We start from the raw sequence: 22,453 nt of genomic DNA, 5'->3' as shown, positions 1-22,453 counted from the left end.
ACAAATAAAAATCCAGCCCCATATTTCAACAGCAAGGCTTTTAAAAGCGGCTAAAAAATCACCTTGAAAGGGCTGATATTAACCCATATAGTGTCGTTCTTATGCATGAGTGGATTGGAGTCTTAATGCTAGTAGCCATTATTGGGCACAGCTTAATGCATAAAAAAAGTATTGGACGTTATATATCTAGTAAGCAAAGCTTAATCTTAATGATATGTGTTCTGTGTATTGGTGTGTCGATGATACAAACAAAAGAAGATTTAGATAATCCTTTTTACTCTATATTTGAGTCTATTGATAATGCTTCTATAGAAACCATGTCTCAACTGACAAAAAAGCCCCTAGTTAGATTAATTGCAGACCTTGAGGTAGCTGGATATTCAGTTCCCAGTGCTAATTCATCTATTCTCGAAGTTGCAGCAGCTAATAAAGTGAAACCCGAACTCATTATTGCTACGATTTATCAATCACAATAAGCATAGACTTTATTGAAGGCATTAGTTACTCAAAGTATCGAAATTATTAAAATAGAACGAATGCCTTCATTTTTTACAATAACACCAAAATCCGTAGAAATAATAAAATAGCGGCGTCCTCAAATATTTCAAGTAAAGACAAATATAATCCAAGTATGGGCAGCGATCATCAAGGGACTAGCAGCTGGCTTTTTCAACAATAGTTGCTGTTTCTCGTCAAGTGACTAGTTGATCCCTGGTCAATAATGGTTTTTTTAGGCAAACATGAAAAAACGTCCCCACCAGAAGCCAGACAACACCTATACAGACTCACTCCAATCAACCACAACAAAAAATAGAACCAAAGTACCAATAATATAAAAGCATCACATTTATTCTGTTAAATTTTGAGAATTTTACGGCGATATTTCCGACTCATAATCGGCAGGTCCCAGGTTCAAGTCCTGGTGGGCCCATCATATTTCAGCAGTAAGAACAACCTTCTTGCTGTTATAAGGCACTAACAAATCCCCCTGTTTATTTTTCAATTTTATAAGACACCTGTTTACTATTGCTTTTGTGCTTTAAAAAGCATCTGTGTAAAATTTCACCTATTTCCGTTAAAACAGGTAAAATAAGTAAATACTTACATTTACCCTCCACAAATACTTCTTACCCACTGGCAAAAATGTGCAGCTTTTAATTTTTATGGAATAGCGAATCAAGCGAACTTTATAGCATGGTTTGGTGAAGCTAAATCAAATATGGTTATAAGTGCAATGGTAGCCATATATTTACAGCAGGATAGTGGTAATTCCTAAAAGTGCCTTTATTATCCTATCCATAAACTTGTGGGTAAACACTAAAAATTAAATATTTTTAACTGATCAGTTCATTAAGGCTTTAAAGGTCTTCTAAAAATCAATTAAAACTAATATAATAGCAAGCACTCACAATCATTTTCACGGTTTATATTCAATGGTTACTAATCCAACAAACTTAAATGGCGACTTATCTGTTTTACCACAGTCCATCATATCAGCAAGAGTTATTACTGCTCGAGAAATACTAGGATCAGAAGTAAGCACAAAAGAAGATGAGCAATTATTAGATATAATAAATAATATTCACTTAGAAGCTAAAAAAGAAGATAGCTCTCAAGAGGCAAAAGACTTGTCTGCTTTACTTTTCAACCAAGAAAGTATTATTTGGGCGAAAAATAATGGCTATAACTCACTTTTAGAAGCATCAAACCAAGAAAGACGTATTAATGCTTACAAACAGTCATGGTCTTTTACACTTAATCCACCAATGCTTCCAAACTTTAAAAGTCGAGACCAATTAGCAAAGGAAGAAGTCGATAGGCGTTACCCATCAGGTAACTATGAGCTTGATAATTTACGGCCAACATCAGGTCTCTTACCAAGACCCACTCCCACAAAAGAACAAGTCATAAACCGTTATAAGAGTGATCCGAATGTTATTCATAGATATTATGATCAATTTTCAAACTATATTAATCAAAACTTAGGTAGATTTGTTGATTTGAAGGTAAGTGACACCTTGAGTCAAGTAAAATGGGGTGATAGAGACAAATCCTTTCAAGCACTCTGGAAAATAAGTAATATTCAAGAAATGATTCCAAAAGCTGATTATATACGTGTACGTGGTGCACCTCCTTTACCTCCGTTACGAGGTAACCCACTTTTTAGTGGCAATGCATATTTTTTTAAATCACATAATGGGCAATTTGGCATTATCAAACCTAATGGGTCACTCCTTTTTTTTCCAAGCAACATCCCAGAGAGCATTTTACTCCCTGATAATAAGCCATCTACTACTGCAGTCCTAATTGGTCTTGGTATTAAGCCTAGTAAAGATGCTAAATTCATTGAAGTAGATAAGTCTTCAATTAGTGTATCCAATTCAGGTTCTAACAACACTATTAGAAAAGTTGTTCGACACAATACTCATTCTTACTTTTTAAACCAAATTAACCAATGGAAAGAAGCTAACTATAACCCAAGTAGTTTAGAAACTTTCTTTAAAACAATTATTCCATTCTATGAAACGATTCACAATGAGCTATACGATGATAGCTATACGTTTGAGTTTAAGGATATTGCTTTTGATACTGCAGATCTTGTTTTCACTATAGCCACAATAGGCTTTAGTGCTATAGGAGGATATAAAGGTATTGCAGCAGCTATTAAAGTCGCGAAAGCCGGGCAATCCACAAGCCGACTAGCCCGAACAACAACAGCTCTTCGAGGTATCCTTGCTACAGTAAAAAAAGGTTCTTTTTTGCGAACAGCAGGAAAAGAGTTAACAGACTTTGTCGTACCCGTTTTTACTGCTCGAGATGTATCCAGATCACTTGCTAGAGCAAGTGTAACAGGCACATCAAACATAGCAACGAAACTTAGAAGCGCCGTTCGATCATCTGATGAAGCTGCAAGTTTAGCTGCATCGAGTAGTCAATTTTTTCAAAAAGCAAGCGATGAAGAGATTCTTAACCGTTTATATACTAATATCTATGAATTAAAGGAGGGTACTGTAAGTCGTAATATTACTGTTCCTCTAATTCAGCAAAAAATTGACACAAAAGCATCTCAAAAAATTCCCGATACAGTTTTTCGTGGACAGATCTATGACCCTACTGTCAGCGGTCTACCTCGATCACATGGAGCAGTCGACCCATCTGATAAAGATGCTTATTTAGCTTCAATAATCCAGCATACTGCTAAATCTAGAGGTAGTGCAGGTAAGGTACTTTCCCTTAGTTCAGATAAATTTGTTGCTAAGCGCTTTGCAAGTAGAAGGCCTAATGGTCGTGTATTTAAAATAGACACGACTAAACAGCCTGACCAATTTAGGACTGTTGAAGATATTATCAAAGTAGATGGCCCTCGCTTAGTTCGTGAAGGAAAAATTAAGCCGGCCACTTTATCTAAAGCTATTGTGCAGTCACTGAATGAAAATGAATCAGAAATATTTTATTTAGGAGGAGATATTCCCGCTGATATTATCAAAATGACCTCTAGGCAGCCTACAGATAAAATAACAACAGAACCTTTATTACAAGCAAGTAACGAACAACTGATACAATCAATGGCTAGTTTTTCCAATGAAGCATCTGGCACTATAGTGGATAGTAGTAGGAGAAGGAGTAACAGCTTTGATTCTGCCCTTGTTACGATTACAAAGTAAACAACAGTTGAATTGAACGACTAATAAAAGCAAATTCAGTACATTATTTATTCTCCTTCGGTTAACTTACGATAAAATATTTTATGTTTACCGAAGGAGCAGAATACCTCTTAGACTTTGATCTCATCGCTCTTCATCCTGATCATTTATTAGCACATAAACCCATAAATACTTCATCACTCAATAGTTTCCCTTAAGAAGCCTTTACTTTGGCTAAAGTTGACAAGAATATGGACACAAAAAAACCAATAACCAGTGTCATCCCATCCCTGTCCGTGGCTGCATAATTAATCGTATTGCCATCCGCTTCCTGTTCACCCAATAAGGATTACAGTAAAAAATTCAGGTTTTGTACCTGTGCAATTGCATCTTTTATCGATAGCTGAATAATAGAATTTAATTCATGTAGCCCTGCTTTACATAATCAATTGATTTTATTTTGACCGACTACCAGGATTTTACCTAATGCCAAGGCTTGTTCTTGTTCCGGGGTTAATTGAATCGCTTCCATTGTCGCTATACTCCAAAGTCCTGGCCCGAATATTTTATCGGATATCAAAAGCTCCGGGCTTTCTGGCTAGACAGTTTGTTTTATTTTTCGACCAGCCTTGGTGGTTCCAAAGCTCAAGGAAAATGAAACAAAAAATCTGTGGTTAGGCAGCGAAAGCTGCCTAAGATAGAAATAAATCTATAATTACTTTTCTTCTGTTACAGCCTTGGCAGGTATAGCTTCTATTGAGATATAAAGCGGCCCCTACTATCATAAGTCTCTGTTGTATTTGAGGGTGTTAGTATTGTTATCACTCAGGGCATTGATTTGATAACCACTAGCATCATCATCCTGCCAAACTCTATCTTTTTGATAGAAAGCTATTTGCTGGCCATTGTCTCGAGTAAGGTATGCCACCTTTTTATCCAGAAATAGGAAAACTCTCAGCAACCTTTGAAAACTAAAGCGCCAATTACCCCTTGTTCCCTCTTGCAAATAAAGTCGCTTAATCTGCAACTGAGACAACGATAAGTCTGTAAACCATTGAATTTTATTACCTGTTGCAATATTGACAGGGTTTCCAGCACAAACTTGTGGTTGGGCATTTTTGTTAATACAACCACCAATATGCTCATTAAAAACTAATGGTAACTCACAAACACCACCATAATTATCAGAATATAATCTCCCACTAACAACTCTATTTCCTGACTTAGTATTATATAAACAAGCTACCCTTTTATTTATAGGAGCATATGCGTAAGTAGATATCTTACCTCTTCCAATACCTTGAAAAGTAATAACACTATCATCTCCGTTAGTGTCATAGCCTCGCTGATAAGATTCTGCTCCAGCAATGCAAGCTTCAATTGGGTTAGGGTGAGAAACTTTAGGTACTGAGGTATAAAGAGGATCAGCAGGATGACCTGTTAACATTATCCAACGGTCTGCTTTAATAGTGGGCGAAATAAAAAAAGATAAACAAACACTTACAAATAGCTTGTTAGTGGTAAACAAGTTCTGAAAACGCATATGATTCATGCAAAAACTATCAGAGAACACAAATAAAAGTTGCGCAATTTTTACCCACAATAAATTCAAAATCAAATTTAATTCGCGTTTATCAAATTCAATGATAAACAAGCCAAACCACTATTAGCGCAAGTCATTTTTGCTCGGGAAATACGTATAACAAATTATTAGTAAAATTGACTAAATTTATTTTTCTTTAATGCATTATCATGCACCTTGATCATTCAAAATATCAATATTAGTAAGAAAAGCTATTAGCGCTGTAAATAGTTTCAATTCATTGCATCTCATTTCACTAGCTTGCATTTTATGAAAAAATATACCTACTTCCAAAGCCCTGATATAGCAAGAGCTAGGCATCTACAGCTGCACTCTTTTCAATTGCACAAAACTTTTATGACACAAAACCCCCTGGGGGGAGGATGAGTGCTTTTTTTCGCTCCTCTGGATTCCGGGTCATATTTTTTGTCGCAATGACAGCGGATTAAGGAGGAGTTCGAGACACCACTAATGCAGTTTTGGATAGATAGGAGTAAAAAGCAGACTAATGCCCTGTCAGGGGCTTACCATAAAGCATGTTATTTAAACTACAGCACACTATTAACCAAATATGCTCTCCGTACAATACGGTTAAGAATAAACCAAATTTTACTTAACCATGACACTTACTCCTACCAATATTTGATACATTAGTTCCGGTTAATATTATTTAGAGAGTTGTATATGTTAAATACTATTTTTAAATCAAGTAAGATTTTACTCGTGGGGTTATTATCAGCTAACGCGATTGCATCATCTAGCTCTTCATTCGATTGCGATAAATTTCTGCATTCAGTTACTGGAGAGAAAAGCGTTTACGACTTTCATATCGAAATACTTCAGGCCGGAGCTAAGAGAAGTGACGTAGTTTTTCTTCCTAGGCTGAGTGAGTCATGCAAAGAAAAGATAAAAGTTAATCAGCAAAATATTAAAACTTTAAATGAAATATTAAAAGCTGAAACATTAACTCGATATATTATTAGAACACATAAAGAAGACGATGAAATCAAGCAGATTCACAAAGAACAGTTACTCTCTCTAAGAGACAAGCTACAGTCTTCAAATATTAAGGATAAAAACAAGAAACTGCACTTTATTAATAAACACCTAAAAGATAAGTATGGTATTAGCAGCAAAAACACTAAACCACTACCCAAACGAGTATTAAAGGCCGACATAAATAATGACTATCAAGATGATATAGTTGTGAGATTCTCTGATGGAGCAATAATGATAATTTATCCTAATGATGGAGGCACAAAAAAGCCTACAATAATTAAAGATGCAGGAAAAGATTACACTATATTAGCCATTACAGATCATAATAATGATGGATATAAAGATGCTTTACTTTACAATGCAAAAGAAAATTTACTATACAACTATAACTCAATAGGTGATGAATCAAGGCATAAAGAAGAGCAGAGGAAGGCAAAATATAAATTAAGTGAATTCGAAGATATCTCACATGTAAAAGTTAATGGAGAGAGTGCCTTTGCTGTAATAGATAAAAGTAAAGTTCTACTAATAAAGTCTTCAGAATTATAGTTAAATTACCTCCAACAATGCTGGAGGTATACTAGAAATTAATATTTAAACGAATTATGCTGACTGACAGCATGAAATGCTTATCATGGTTTACTAACAACAGTATGACTATCGTTGCTGGTGGCTACCACTGAGGCTAATTCAGCTGTGCCACCTGAGTGTAGTTTTATTGAGTCGATAGCTTTGTGCCGCCATATTTGTAAGCCAGTTGCTTTTTCCCATCTAAAAATTATTTATATTCTAAAATTTCACCAAATAAGGATTAAACTGATAATTGAGAGATTTGTTGTTACAGAATTAAAAACCTCAATTAACAATTGAGGCTGGAATTTTCCACAAGAAGCCCAAGCAGCAAACAAATATCAGTCTACACTGGATGTGGGACTACCCACATCTAATAATTATAGGGAAATTCTGATGAAAATTAACGGTAAACAACCCAACTTCCTGATTATCACTACCGATGAGGAAAGATTTCCACCACCTTACGAAAACCCTGAAGCTAAAGAATACCGACTGAAGAACAGCCTGTGCCTTGGCCAAATGCGCCGCAACGGAATTGAATTTATTAATCACAATGCAGCATCAACTGCCTGTGCCCCAAGCAGAACATCCATCTATACTGGCCAATACCCATCATTACATGGTGTTAGCCAGACCCCTGGTATCGGAAAATCATCATTCGATCAAAATATGTTCTGGTTGGAACCAAACACAGTACCAACCATGGGAACTTGGTTTCGTCAGGCCGGCTATCAAACATATTATAGGGGTAAGTGGCATTTGTCCGACGAAGACATTAACATCCCAGGTACCCAAACAGCCCTATTCAGTAACTCCACCACAGGCCAACCGTACCCTGAAAAAGTTGAGTTATATGGTAAAGCCAATGGCCTAGATAAATATGGATTTGATCAATGGATTGGCCCAGAGCCACACGGTGCAGCAGAAAACAACTGTGGTACAGTTCGCGATCCAGGATTTGCCGACCAAGTATGCCGAACACTAGCAATGTTGGAAAAAGCAGCGCAAACCGGAGAACAGCAGCCATTTCTGCTGGTGTCTTCCTTTGTTAATCCTCACGATATCGTATTAATGCGCAACCCAAATTGGTTTGAAGAGTTCTATCAACAAAAAAAAGCAGGCAACCTACCCCATGTAGCTGCAGCGCCAAGTCAAAACGAAAGTTTAGTGGATAAACCCCGCTGCCAAAAAGACTATCTATATACCTATCCCCGTATGTATGTTCCTCAACCTCCAGACGAAAGCTACCGCCAGTTTTACTATTTTTTAATGGCTGAAGTGAACAAACATATAAACACCGTATACGAAGCATTGAAGAGAACTTCATTTTACGAAAATACCATAGTGGTGTTTACATCTGATCATGGAGAATTGCTGGGCGCACATGGCGGCTTACACCAGAAATGGTATACCGCCTACCAAGAAGTTTTAAACGTGCCCTTAATAGTGTCTAACCCGGTTTTATTTGAAAAGTCTCGCCAGCTGGATCTAACAACTTCTCATATCGATTTATTACCGACCTTACTAGGTCTGGCAGATGTTGATGTAGAAAACCTACGCCGTAATTTAGCAAAAAATCATAGTGAAGCCCAGCCTCTGGTTGGACGCGATTTATCGAAAGTGATACTAGGCCAACAAACACCAGTGGAAGAAGCTATCTACTTTATGACCAATGATAATGTAGAAGTTGGTGCTGACATGACTAATCCGCTAACAGGTGTTGCATATAATAGTGTTGTTCAACCCAATTATATTGAAGCCATAGTGACCAAACTACCGGATTTAACTGGAGATACACGTTGGAAGTATGTTCGCTATTACGATAATGCGCGTTACTACGCCGGAGAAGGAGCCCTCGCAGGGCAAACAGGCAATCGCCACGATGCGGGAAACCTCGTTGGTGCTGGTAACCCAGATGGCGTCACCACCAGTCGCTTTATTCCCAGCGAATATGAATGCTATGACTTGACCACAGACCCTACCGAAGAAAACAATTTGCTCAGCCCACTATGCCCCGACCCTGTAGATGATCGGGTTCTTAGTGCACTCAAAGCTAATATGCAAGAACAACGCAGAACCAAGCGGCTACTGCCACATAACATTAACAATGAAGACGAAATTGAAAAAACCAACAAAGTGCCACTGAGAGACTAATTAGTTATTTTACTAAAATGCGGTTAAGAATAGTAGGGAAAATAAAATTTAGTTAAATTTATATGCTGTAAACCAGCCTGTAATTGCCGACAATTCAATCGTGCTCTTCGCACGATTGAATTGCATTATTTAAGTGTATTGGCTCAAACCTGATTGTATACAGTTACCCAATTTTCTAAAGATGCCTGTGAGATAATATTTGAGCTACTACAACTTATCTATTAATTCACTATTTCCTTGATAATATTAATAAATTGCTCACTCAACGAGTCTCCTTCATCATCTGAACCCTCAGTTCCACTGTTATCAGAAATAGTGGTTAATGACCCTTCTCTCTCTGTCAGCCACTTATCATGAATTGACATTATGTTACTAACTGGATGGATAGCTCTAACACGAAAGTCACTTGTTGATAAACTTGAAGGGCTGGGTATATAGATTGGTTTTACTTGTACTAAGCTTGTCTTCTTAATCGTATCTGCATCGTTGACCCACCAATCAACATTGATTTCATTTAAAAAATTATACCCTTGATGCTTCTTGAAAATAAAATTGTCTTGCTGTGTTTGTGGGTACCCAGTACTGACCGTTGCATTTTTTGAAAAAGTTTTTTTAACTTTAAGAAGCTTATTTGCATCATAAACAAACTGTATATAACCAGAAGCAATCGCATGGGATTGCGACATATCTCCTGCTAACCAGTTTTGGTAAAAGTCGTATTTAGTAATACGTTTTTGTCGAGGGGCGTTCACATATCCATACTTATCATCACCATAATTATAGCTTAACGTATACCATGATAATAAATTGGGATAGCCTTCAGGCTTATTTAGCTTTACTCCATATGAGCCATTTTGCTGAGCACTTGCACTTGAAAGCTCAGGTAGTTGGTTATAAGGAATTCTAGGTCTATTTCGACACTCAGAGTCAGAACATTCAAATCGAATAACTCGTGTTGGGTAATAACGTTTGTCAAGATCTTTTTGATCTAGTCCGCTGCGCTGATGTGGGTCTTCATAGTAAAGGTCAAGATACATAGTATTAATACTAGAGACAGTGTAGATAGCACGTTCTAGTACACCTTTAGGGTTATATCTAAAATTCCACTTTCTGAGTGCAGAAGTGCTAATAGAATCAATACCATTGTTTTCAGTAAAATAGCGGGCTTCTTTGACTCGCTTATCAGCCCTTGTTTCATCATATACATACTCCATAGCCCCACGTGCTATCCAGCTTTGTGGTGTTTCATGCACAATACCACCGCCTTTGTTATATATGCGAACACCTTTAAATACTACCTCTTGTTTATTATCTAATGGCGCTAATTCTGAGTCGTCAGTTTCAAGATGCTGTTGAGATAAAATAATATACATCACATCAGAAAGAACGGCTAAATGAGTACTGATTTGCTGCTTACCAAACTGGTGGTGCTTGGGTGTCCAATGGCTATATAGCTGTTGTTGACGATAAGAAGAACCAAGCCAACTAGTTACTGGAGTACTTATAGTATTAGATAAAGCTCCTTCTAAATAAGTGTATTCTGTCTTACCCAGCTTATAACGATCATCTTTAAGGTCTACAAATACATCAATAGTAGAGATAGCACCTGTTTTTGGTGTAGGCTCAGAAATAAATCCTATTTCATACTTGTATATATTTTCATTATCAGTTGCGAAACTTTCTAACTTATCACCCTTATATAAATTACAAGGGTGCAGTTGATTACTATTTTTACTTTTTAACCATGTTTTCAGCACGTCATAGCGCTCAGGGGTTTCCTTCACCTTCTTAACTATTAAATCATAATCTGTGTTGTTAATTAACCTAACTTCTCTTATCCATCGTCCAAAATAGTTTGAGCCAACACCGTTGGCATAGCCATAAAAACTATCCAAATCATTCTTTTCTTGAACAAGCGCCACAAACAGCCTATATCCTGCACCAGGACTCATTGGCAACATAGCAACACGAGCATAGACTTTATTGTAACCTTTGGCATTTACATCGTGTTTTTTAGCAAGCCAAACACTATTTATCAGTCCTGCATTTAGTTTCTCTTGGGCACTAATATCTATCCAATCTGTTACATCTTCAGTTATTGAATCAAATGTAGAAGGGCGTTTAATAACTTTGAACTTGGTCTGTAGTGGATTAGTTAGTACTTCAATATATGGTGTTTCCCCTTGATCACTAATTCCAAAGCGAGTTCTAATAGCTCGATCTTCTTGGGGTAGCTGATAAATATGTTTTGCATTATAAATTTGAGAAAAATCACAAGGAGATGTATAAGACTCACCAGAATCGTTTCCAGGAGGAACCATGGTTGAATGATTATCCTCAGTTTGTACTCTTATATCATAATCTGTATTATTAATTAAATATACATTATAGATTGGATTACGACTTGCACTAGCCTGATTAAAAGACAGACATATCAAAAAAGCTGCATATAAATATAAGTTAATTACTTTAGAATTCGGTTTCATTACATCGAGCCTTTCTCTTTATATACTTCATTTATTAGTGTCTATATGAAATCCCTGTTTTTATTACTGGTAATACTTTCCTTAATGAGGATACAAATTATTAAAAACTGAATACACTTTTTTACCCAAACTCAATCTACCACTCTTTAATATTTCACTAGCTATTCTCATAAACTTAATAAAACATTAGTGCAAATTATCCATATTTATTTTTACACCACAAAAAATCCATAAGGATAAGCCACCCATACAAAAGCAGTTACTTTTTATACAGCTAACAAACTAATTCTTTCTGGAAGTAAATTACAATTTATACATGCAGCATTGAAACAAATGACCTAATAGTAATTAAAATAGACTAGATAGCTACTTGCATTCAAGCGCAGCCTGCAAAAAACTGAAAATTTCAGTACATCCTAGTTATGCGTTTAAATAAAATCACAAAAACCAAGAGTCTTCTAAATTAGAGTTATAACTTATTATTTTAGTCAAACCTCCTATTCTTACTTAGTACTCTTATAGGAAATAGTATTATTTAATTTTCACAGTTACATAAGTACACATTTTTTAAACACAGGTCAACACTCTTTACAAACGTTTAAAAAATTACCAATACTCAAAATATCATTTATTTCAAGAAAAGACTTATACAAACAAAAATAAATTAGACAATCCTGATTTAAATAAAGTAATAAGCAATTTCAGGTTTGTGGGATAAGAATAAGGGGGTTATGGTAGCTTTTAGAATATGGCTTTAAAGAACATTTAGGCCGTACAATAAATATTGTTCGGCCTAATCCATTAAGTTTCATGTTAATATAGTGGTCAAAATTTACATTTTTTTAACGTACATAATCTTCCGTTGTTTTACCTTCGGTTTTCAAATCTTGATAAAAGTATTTTAATACCTTTGCTAACTCCGGTTTATCTTTATAGTAAGCATCCGTCAAGTACTTATCATCATGACCTGGTACCCAACGACTGTAAAGGAACATTTTTTCTGGTCGATCAGCTGATCCATCGCCAGGTAAGGCTTCAAACCGTCCTTTGTCTAAGTTGCCACGTTTAGCGCTCAAGATAGTCTGATAAAACTGATCTGGTGTTAATCCTACTACCTTTTCATTACTATATAGATAACCAGGGCCAGTGGCAGAATCAACAATTAAGTGTTTTCCTCTGGCGCCATCGTAACGAAACCAAAGGTATTTAACAGGGTCATCATTTACTCTCTGCATTCCTAGATGGCTAAACCAGGCATATTCAGAGGAACCATCCGTATGCGTTACTTGCTTATATTGTAAATCAGAGTAATCGTATTGACTGACATAAACACGCCAACTTTGTGGATCGACAACAAAATTATCAGTTACATACCTTCCTGTATCATATCGCTTATTACCCATAAACTGCCAACGGCCATCTGCTAATACTTTGGCTTCAAAAGGCGCAATCCTTGACTTGATATTTTCTTGACTAGGATTAGAAAAGTCAATTTCAAGCTGATTATTATAATTTGTACTGTAAATAATCTTTTTATTTTCTGCATCGTAAGTAGCATGCTTATATTGATAACCTTGCTGATCAAATACTTTTCCTGCTTTAGCATCTATAATCAGGCCATTAGGTAAACGCCATAACTCGTTGACGTAATTTTGGAATAATGAGGGTATACTAGTATCCAATTTATTAAACACTCGTGTCCCTTTAGGCATAGCAGCAGGCTGTTGTTGCTGTGCTGTATCAGTTTCTAGTGGCATCGTTGGTTGTAGCCTTAGTCGACCAGCATCATCTGTATAATACCTTACTAATTTATCATCATACTCAACTGTAAACTGCAAATTAGCAGCTAGAGTTTTTGCAGCATTAATTTGTACTACAGGCTGCTGTACTGCTGAGTGACTAATACTATTATTAATAATCTCAGTATTCTCAAACTTGATACCGTTCAGTTTAAAACGATCGCCATTATGAATATCACTTAAATTTAACTGAATACCCTTATCGACGATAAATAAAACATCCTGATTTGCTGCCGAGCGTTGAATAGTAGCAGTACCCTCACCCCGTAGCTGTATCTGAAGGTCGTCTTCATCCAATGTGATAGTTTTACTGCCTTGAATATACTCAATATCATTAGAGATAAGATTTGTACCAGCAAGTCTTTGATTTAATTGTAGTAACTCTATTTGTTCCTGGCCAAGTGTCACCTCACGTCCCTGACTATCTTTCGCCATCAATAACACACTTGATTTATCATCGATATATAGACTTCTCTCTGAAAATGCATCAATCACTTTCAATCGCCCATCACTTAACTCAAATCGCAATTCTTCTATCGACTTCCAAGCAGAGATATCAATGACAGTTGTGTCGTCTCCTTCAGCATTTGTATTATGAAAAAGTACATTACCTTTAATTTGATTACCGAGGACAAAAGCTGATTTGGTATGCCCTACATTAATTATTGCAAGATCAGCGTTTTCTATTTGGAATACATTGTCTTTTCCTTTACCTGTCTTTAGCCTTACAACATCAGATCCTCCAAGCATAAATGTTTTGCCGTTAATCAATGAGTCATCATGCTGGGTATTTAAATTAACATCAATAATACCTGTTTTATGATTACCCTGAATCATAAAACTCTCAGTACCAGTGGCTGTTAAACTAGAATCACTCTCATTTTCACTAATCACAATTTTAGTATTTTCTCCCAGGGCAGCCGTCGAAGGAGGAATACGTACAACATCACCCGCTTGTAAACCTTTTTTGACTATATTGGCATTAGCTTGCTGTAATAACCTATATTTTTCTCCGTCTCCGTAGTGTGATCTCGCAATTTCCCACCATGTATCACCCTGCGACACTTGATGAGTAACCATAGGAATTTTTAGCACATCACCAGGCTGTAACCCTCGTTTAGCAGCTAGTTGATTAACCTCTTGTAGTGTTTCATATTTATGGCCATTGTTTGCTCCAAAATATTGTTGGGTTATTCCCCACCATGAGTCACCTGGCTTAACAGTGTAGGTAACAGAAGCGCCAGCCGTTACTGTAATTTGGTTATTCTTTTGGGTGCGATCTTGCTGATTGGCTGGATTCAATATAAATGAGACGGAATCCCTACCTTCATCACCATGAAAATCAATCTGCCTAGATTTTGTTAAGCTTTCCCCTACACTTCCTAATTGCTTTTCAGTTAAATAAACCCTAGCTACATTTAGAGCGTGCTGATCTTGCTTCACTTCGTTAAAAACAGCAAACACTGATCTTTGACTGCTAATATGTGCAGTCACTCGTTCCTTGCGTAAAGTATTATCGATGGTTTTATCATTCTCTATTTCATGTAGCTTATCCCAGTATGCTTGATTCGGTAATTTACCTGATTTAAATACTGCAATAACTTGTGCAGCATCACCATTAGCACGCTCATAAATCCAGTCAAATGAGTAATTTACATTCTTCTCTAGGGCTTTATCATTTGTTGATTTTGCTTCTTCTAGCAATACTTTTTGTAAGTTTTCCCTACCTTCAATCAGTAATGCCGATCGTCCCGTTGTAAATACACTGGAGTCGTCTTTTGTTTTACCAAAATAGCTTTGACCAACAGCTTCGGTGGCAATAAAACTATTTGATTTATCCTCAAATCCATTTACAAAACGATCCTTAGCACTACCACGATAAGCAAATGCTAACGTTCTTGAGCCAGTATTTTCTCTAAGCTGGGTATCAGTCTGTTGGTTAACACGCTGGTAGCCCTTTGCATTATTAGGATCAAAACCATCATTCACATCATAAAAGATTGCTTTTTCTAAACTACCAAAACCCCGTTTTTCGGTCATAATACTCCCAGGGCCATCATCCAACGTATCTGGTGTGAGACGTTCAATTTCTTCATCACTTACCCCAAGCTCTTTTAACTTTTTATTTGATGCTTCAAGTTCAGTTTGGGTCATTTTTCTCATAGAGGGGTGTTGACCATATAAATAGGTAGCAGCTCCAGGGTACATTGCAGAGGTATCTGTTTTCATATCACCTGACATGCGAAATACTTGCTCAATTAGTTCTTTTTGATTAGCAATCATTTCTTTACGCTCAGTAATTGCTTTCTCTCGGCGTACTTCTTTCAGTTTTTTACCCCACTTCGTCACATCACCCAAGCCAAAGAAAGAAGCTAATCCATAACCAATTTTATCGCCGGTTGAAAGTGGTCCTACTTCTTTTTCATATTCTTTAATAGCTTTTGCCGCTTGTAGCGATTGGGAAATGGCCCCCATAATTAATGCACCAATCGCTACAATAGGCGCAAAAGGAGCCGTGGCAGGATTTAATAACATGACTCCGGCAGCCATACCCAAGCCACCAGCAATCACATCAAAACTACCTGAAGCAATATCAAATTTTGCTAATTCATCACCTGCTCGTAACCGTAGCACACCATCTTTTATACTGAACGCACCATTGACAATATCTAGAGCACCGGTGACGACACTCAGTGGGCCAGCGACTTTGCCAAGCTTACTTAATTTGCTTATGCCTCCCAATGCTTTCATACCTTTTGAACCACCAAACATTGAGCGCATTAGTTTCATTGCTTTGGTGCCTTTAGGCATGCGTAATTTAAGTCGCTTGGCAATATCACCAATATCCGCCGCTCCAGACAATAATTCTTCTGTTGCTCCTAATAAAGTGGATGATGCTTGTAAGTACGCAAGCGGGTTTTTAGGATCAAAGGTTCCTTGCGCTATACTCGTACCAAATAATCGCAAGCCATTAGCAGTACCAAATGTGCCATATAAAGACATGGCTCGCTGTCCCCAGCCACTCTTTAAAGTACGATCACGTTGATCTCGCTGTTGTTGAACAATATCAGCTAGATCTGTATTAACTTGCTCTCGACCCAATATTTTTTGGGCTTTCTTGGCTACGCTTTCGGGTAAATCAACAGCCAGCTGATTTCGTAAGCCTTGAAAATTAGTTATCGGCTGTTTGTCATTAATTATATCTTTTATTGAACTACCAGGATTACGCAAAATGTCATTGGTTAACGACTCCTGTGCTACACGTATTATAGACTCTGGAGGCCTAATGCCACCATTTTCTCCGTTAAAAGCCCAGTAAAATGCTCTGAATAAACTATTTACATCACTGCGTGGTTCACTGGGCTGTACATTCACGGTAGCAGTATTCCCTGAAAATTTAACCTGAAATGATTCACGCCCTTGAGCATCTACAGTTCTTATTAAATAAATCGATTCATGTAGGGAGCTAGTATTTTTACCAAAGTTTTCTATTTCCCCTATTCTATTACCATTAGCATCAACATGTTCAATTTGTATATTGCGTCGATATCTCTGTGTTAGCCTTTCAAGTATATGGCGATCATTATTAGTTAACGTTACTTGTGGTTCTCTATGATTGATATAATTTACTAAATCTTGTGCTGCAACCTTACTTTTTCCTTCCTCAGTGTAGTGGATGACAAACTCACCTTTATCATTAGTACTTACACGCTCGATCAGGCTGTTTTTTGGATCACTTTGTAATGCAGTATTAACTTCATTAGTAATATTCTTTTTATTTCCTTTTGTCCATTCATTTAGCTTTCCTAAAAAATCATCGTAATCATTTGTTGTACCCAGTAATTCAGCAACTTTCGTTTCAAACTTTGCTTCATCACTGGTTAATGGAGAACCATTCCCTGAAACAATGGTTGCTTTTAAAAATAGTTGGCGATTCCGACCAAAATTTACCGAGTCCTGTAACAAGGCGGCTACTGCCTTATCAAATCGCCAAGATAATTCAGCACCAGCACTAAAATCAGTATTAGCTGTAATGGGTTTAAAATCGGGTTTTCCCATTTCTCTAATATGAATATCCAGTGCATAAGCTTCTGCTTTTGTTACGTAAATAGGCTTATTATTTTTTGTATTGTGTTGAATTTCAATTTTATCTGCAATTGATTGATACAGGTCATTACCTGATATTCGCTTAGTAGTTGTAGTGACATGACTAGGGTTAGCTTCAGTTGGGTTTCGGCGTGTAATGGTAATTTCATCACTTGCTCTATCGACAGTGATAACCCGGCCATCAACAAGCACTTGAGTAATTGGACCTCGGTAGGCATTGGTTCCTAAGGTTAAATCAATTTTAACTTTTTGATCACTTCGTTGTAATCGATCAAATTCAGTTTCAATTATTGTTGAACTAGACGAAGGGTCATAATTATTTTGTCTTATATTACTAAATTCATTTACAAAATTTGGCTTAGCCTTAAGTACTTTATATTCGTTAGTAACTCCTTCACCTTGCAAAAACTGCTCTAGTATTTTCCGAAAGCGGTTATCACCTAATACATTACGGTGATGGTCGATGAGCTTACCTTGAGAATTGCGCAGTTCTATACGCCCATTACTATTGCGCGTAACAATGAAAGCGGGCAACCAATGGTCTTCATTATTAATGGTAAATTTTCGTTGGATAACAAATCCAGCTGCTGTATTTTCTTTATTACTAGTACTAATACCTTCCTGAATAATTCTCGCGGCACGATCTGAATCCATAATATCATATTGGTGGCCAGCTTGTGTGGGCAGACTCAATGTATCGAAAAGTCCTGTTAGATTAGTTCCATCTCCAAGTCGTTGTAAATACTGATCAAACCGCTCAAGATCTGCTAACTCTTGGGGAGAAGCCAAGCCATTAATCGCTAATTGCCGAATTTTTTCTATCGTCTCTTGGTTTGTTTTGAATTGTTGTCGACGCTTAATAGAGTTATTGCCCATTGCATCACGGACTATTTGTAATGCTCTGCCTTTATTTTCCTCCAACGAGCCGATACCTCGTTGCTCGCTAGTCATTCTCGAAATCCCAATTGCTGGGTCAATGTCCTCTCGAAAAATAGAATTAACCAGCTTCATGCTATTTTTGCTATCAAGTCCAATTATGGTGATATTAAATCCACGCTTTTGCTCAATACTGCGTGTTTCCATTATCTCATAACCACTAACAGCAAAATTCTCTTTATTATTTAGTATATTCTGTATGTTAGTTTTAGATGCTAAAATATCTTTACCAACCTGCTCTATTTGTTGCTGCAAATGTTGTTTTTCTGAATCTGTAATATCACCTGATATTTGACTATTCAACTCCGTCAGGCGTTGATTAAAACCATCACGTTGAGATGACAACTGCTGCACCTGCTGCCATTTATCATCTTTTAGTTTTCGCTCTATTTTAATAAATGTTGCACCTTCTGCTTTATGCTTAAGTGCATTTTTTAAACGCCACATAGCGTCTGGGTCATTATTCAATATTTGAGCAAGATCTGGATAATATTTAACCCTATCAGCCAAGTTACTACCACTAAGACTACCTGTTGTATGATAGAATCTGTTGTTATCAGGCAACTCATCTACATTAGGATTATTATTGCTCTTTGCAGCTTTTTTTGCATCATCATAGTCTTTTATTTTTTCTTTCAGATCACTAATCAAGAATGAGTGGCCGCCTCCACCCCAAGTTGTTGAAACACTATCACTGAAATCAGGGTAAGTAATTTTAGTTAGGCGAGACCAAAGACTAAAAGTTGCTTTCAACCCCCAATCACGTTCTTTACCTTTATACTTAACTGAAAAATCATCAGACTCACCATTAGCTTTTGCTTCCCATTTAAATGTATAACTCCCTGAGGCTGCTACCCCTGCACCAAGTTTTAAGCCAGCAGATTTTCCTAAACCAATAGCACCTTGCTCTCCGGTTTGAAAAGGTGAATCTACATCTGTTGTACCTGAAGCGACAACACCTGTTACACTCAAGTCTACTGGTTTAAAATCAATCCCTTTGGTGGCCTCAGGATTCCGCCTACCATGGTTTACTAGCCAATCAAAATTTAACGCTTTATCTCCCTTACTCAACATATCAATTAAATTAGTGACATCATTACTTTCAAGATACGCAGTTGTTTTAAGTTTTTTAGTTGTTTCAAACAACTTTAAGTCACCTTCAGCATAGGGAGCCACAAAGTAATTAACATTATCAACTTTATTAGCGAATTGATAAGTCCCTACTTCGAGGGTTAAACCTTCAAATTTTCCATTGGCTCCCATAGTAACTTTCATACCATTAGCATCTTTTTCAAACTCGATACTATTGTCACCTTTAATACCTGTTTTAGCTAATGCACCAATATTAAGGTTATCGCTAATCCCTGTACCCATAATATCAACGATTGATGTTGTAGCCCACTTTAAAGAAATTGTTCCTTCAGAACCTAGGGTAAACTTACCCCCTTCAGGCATCGTATTGATAAACGCACTGAATTTTTCTGATAGCTCTTTACTGTAAAGTGCTTTTTGGTTCACATCACCATGTATTGGGGGAGGACTTAAACCAAGCAATCGGCTCAACTGCTCCTGTACCACATAACTGTTGAATATTTTTTTACTATCACTCACACTATTTTCTAAATTAGCCTGATAGTTTTTATCCAGCCTGGAAAATAAATTTTTTAGTGGTAGCATTAAATTTTTTGCGGATGCGGCATAACCAAATAATTTGCCAGCAATCGTTCGTTTACCAATTGAGTGGGAGCCTGTTCTACTCTGGTCCCAAGGACCAACACTCACACCTAGATTTTTTAAAGAGCCCGTAGGATACATCCTACTCCATACTTCTGCCCAAGCAGTTTTTCCTTCAGCACGCTGCGACTGCTGATTATCTGCATCAGTCGTCCGATTTAATAATGCATCCAAATTACTAATTGCACGCTGTTGATTTTGCCAAGCACGAACCCTACGTCTCATTTCTTGGTAATGGGAATGAGGTATATTTGTTTGCTCATCAACTGTTTGAATTTCTGGTACTGTTAACACATCTGGTAAACGAACCGGGTTGGGACTAGTAACTTCCTCACTATGAGACACCCACTTGGCTTGCTGCCACCATGATATACCTTGCCCAGGCTGACGAGCAGGTGACTCAGCATCTGTAAGATAATAACCTTTGCCACGTTTATAGGTTTTACCCGTTTCCTCAAGGGTACCCGCAGCAAAATCAACTTTATACTCTTTCCCACTTGAGGAAATAGCATAAAGCTCATTATTATTACCTTCACGTAATGCCGATAACGCAATTGATCCCATTACGCTTAATTTATGCCCTTGAGGTGATTTAAAGTGTGCTAATTGCTCAATTTTTCCTGATAAAGGATCTAGTGATGTAATTGTATTTGGATTGGTTAACGTTAATATTTTTCCGTCACGTACTACCATGTCCCGAGCAATATCACCAGACTGGGTCACATCTGCATTAGTATCGACCCGTGTTGCATACCAAGACTTGCTTGTATCTAATCGAAATATGGTTAATGTCTCTCGATCGTGCTGGCTTTCCCTAAATTGATTTTTGTATGTGCCAACAACTGCCGTACCATCATCTAAAAATGCAAGCGCACCAATATAGCCATTTTTATTATAGTCCCAATTAAAATTACTCACCCGACACAAATCACCATTCTCTGTCAGCTTTAATAACTCTTTTCCACCGTTAGACAGATAGTAGCTACGATCTTTCGGGTTATATGCTATCGCTGTAGTGGGAAATAAAGGGCTTGCTTGCAAATAAATATCATGAGAGTTCCCTAAATAATGATCAATCCTTTGTTCACTCTTATTTAGAGAACTAATATATAGCCCTCCATCAGAAGTGGAGTACACAACCGGCATATTTACAGGCTTTAATAATTCTGGCAAATTTGAAATATCAGTAATTATTTTTTGCGGCTGAGGATTATAGGGGTGAATTGCATCAGTACTAATAGGATCGTTAGATACAACTGGATTTTTAAAAATATTACTGCCTAGCTTCTGGCCATACTCAGCTTCTTTTTGCCGAATTTTTGCTTCAGTATTACTACTAGAAGTAAGTCCACTTTTTTCTGCAGCTAAATCATCTTGTGCATGTAACGCTTCATGTATCAGTACTTGTTGCACTGACAAACCCAATTGCTTTATTTTGTTTAAATCAAGCGTTATTGTATTAGTTTTATCATTGTATACAGCAGCACAATGTTCATAGCCTTTCTCTGTTACTTTTCCAAGATGAATAGTCACTCCCTGCAAAGAAGAAATAACAGAAGGTAAGCCACTGTTAACATCCTGCTCCCGTTGATATAATTCATTCACTATTGTTGTAACAAGTTTTGCTTCTTGTTGTGAATCACTGGTTGAATCTACTGTAATTTTTACGCCTTGATTTTTTAGCTGTTTGTTTAATAATTTCGTGTTATTTACACTAAAATGCCTAGCTTTATTGGATTTGATGGTATTAGTGTGATTATAAGATTGTTTCGAATAATCTGAACTGCCATTATCTTCTTGCTGCTCATTCAATAGTGCTTGTATTACCCTAGCAGAACTTATATTAGATAATATTTTTAAAGGCAATCCTTTATTAGTGCTTTGTTTTTTTGCTTTACTTTCCCGTTTAGTTTTCTGCCGTGAAGGGCTTGAATGAACAACCTCAGGAGTGTCATCATTAATGGTAGATATTGAATTATTGACTGACTGATCATTACTTGCTGGAGGTAAAGACATTTGATTGGCACTCCACAAAACTTTTTAAAATTTTTATTTAGACTACATATTATTACCCTCTTTAGGATTCAATTAACATATGCTTTCTGAGAACTACCTCACATTAGATTGTTAGCTTTCACCCAATAAGGTGGGTGAGTTTCTAATGAAACCATACGGGAAGACTCCAAACTTCTCCTTAGTGATTTTCCGTCAGTACGTCTATCTATGTCCGTCGCGAATCATTTCTAGGTTTTGTTATGACCACCATCGATGGCATTTAATTACCCATAAACTTGCAATGAATACTAGGTTATGTCACTTTAGCTTCCCAAAAAGGACTTCTGGGTAAACTAACAATGGCTTTGTGGCTAAATGATGAGCTATCAGGGTGTGTATTTAAAGATCAGCGTTTGACAAATCGCTTTAAAAGTATTGTTGCTT

Annotated in this window: 8 protein-coding genes and 1 tRNA gene; 6 read left to right on the top strand and 3 right to left on the bottom strand. The window is 36.9% G+C overall.

What is annotated here, in order from left to right; genetic code table 11:
• Positions 1–125: 125 nt before the first annotated feature.
• The 3 genes from ORQ98_RS26290 (at position 126) to ORQ98_RS26280 (ending at position 3,665) form a co-directional block, all read left to right on the top strand.
• Complete coding sequence (locus tag ORQ98_RS26290; RefSeq protein WP_274691797.1) at positions 126–476, top strand: hypothetical protein; 351 nt, start codon at positions 126–128, stop codon at positions 474–476.
• A gap of 389 nt (positions 477–865) precedes the next feature.
• Positions 866–931, top strand: a tRNA-Ile gene (locus tag ORQ98_RS26285).
• Positions 932–1,433: 502 nt separating this feature from the next.
• Positions 1,434–3,665, top strand: a complete 2,232-nt coding sequence (locus ORQ98_RS26280; RefSeq protein ID WP_274691796.1) for a hypothetical protein — start codon at positions 1,434–1,436, stop codon at positions 3,663–3,665.
• Positions 3,666–4,425: 760 nt separating this feature from the next.
• On the opposite strand, the gene ORQ98_RS26275 is transcribed toward ORQ98_RS26280, so the two are convergent.
• A complete protein-coding gene (locus ORQ98_RS26275; protein ID WP_274691795.1) occupies positions 4,426–5,187 on the bottom strand; it encodes a DUF6531 domain-containing protein in 762 nt (253 codons plus the stop codon).
• Positions 5,188–5,910: 723 nt separating this feature from the next.
• On the opposite strand from ORQ98_RS26275, the gene ORQ98_RS26270 reads away from it, so the two are divergent.
• A complete protein-coding gene (locus tag ORQ98_RS26270) occupies positions 5,911–6,774 on the top strand; it encodes a hypothetical protein (protein WP_274691794.1) in 864 nt (287 codons plus the stop codon).
• Positions 6,775–7,191: 417 nt separating this feature from the next.
• On the top strand, positions 7,192–8,952 hold the full coding sequence (locus ORQ98_RS26265) for a sulfatase family protein (RefSeq protein WP_274691793.1): 1,761 nt from the start codon (positions 7,192–7,194) through the stop codon (positions 8,950–8,952).
• A 221-nt stretch (positions 8,953–9,173) separates the two neighbouring features.
• On the opposite strand, the gene ORQ98_RS26260 is transcribed toward ORQ98_RS26265, so the two are convergent.
• On the bottom strand, positions 9,174–11,438 hold the full coding sequence (locus ORQ98_RS26260; protein ID WP_274691792.1) for a hypothetical protein: 2,265 nt from the start codon (positions 11,436–11,438) through the stop codon (positions 9,174–9,176).
• 842 nt (positions 11,439–12,280) lie between these two features.
• Positions 12,281–22,030: a LysM peptidoglycan-binding domain-containing protein gene (locus ORQ98_RS26255; RefSeq protein ID WP_274691791.1), complete on the bottom strand. Its 9,750-nt coding sequence runs from the start codon at positions 22,028–22,030 to the stop codon at positions 12,281–12,283.
• Positions 22,031–22,368: 338 nt separating this feature from the next.
• On the opposite strand from ORQ98_RS26255, the gene ORQ98_RS29820 reads away from it, so the two are divergent.
• Positions 22,369–22,453: transposase DNA-binding-containing protein (locus ORQ98_RS29820; RefSeq protein WP_483414579.1), on the top strand; the 85-nt coding region annotated here is incomplete at its 3' end.

Source organism: Spartinivicinus poritis, from assembly GCF_028858535.1.
GTDB classification, from domain to species: domain Bacteria; phylum Pseudomonadota; class Gammaproteobacteria; order Pseudomonadales; family Zooshikellaceae; genus Spartinivicinus; species Spartinivicinus poritis.
This window is presented reverse-complemented; position numbering and strand designations above follow the sequence as displayed.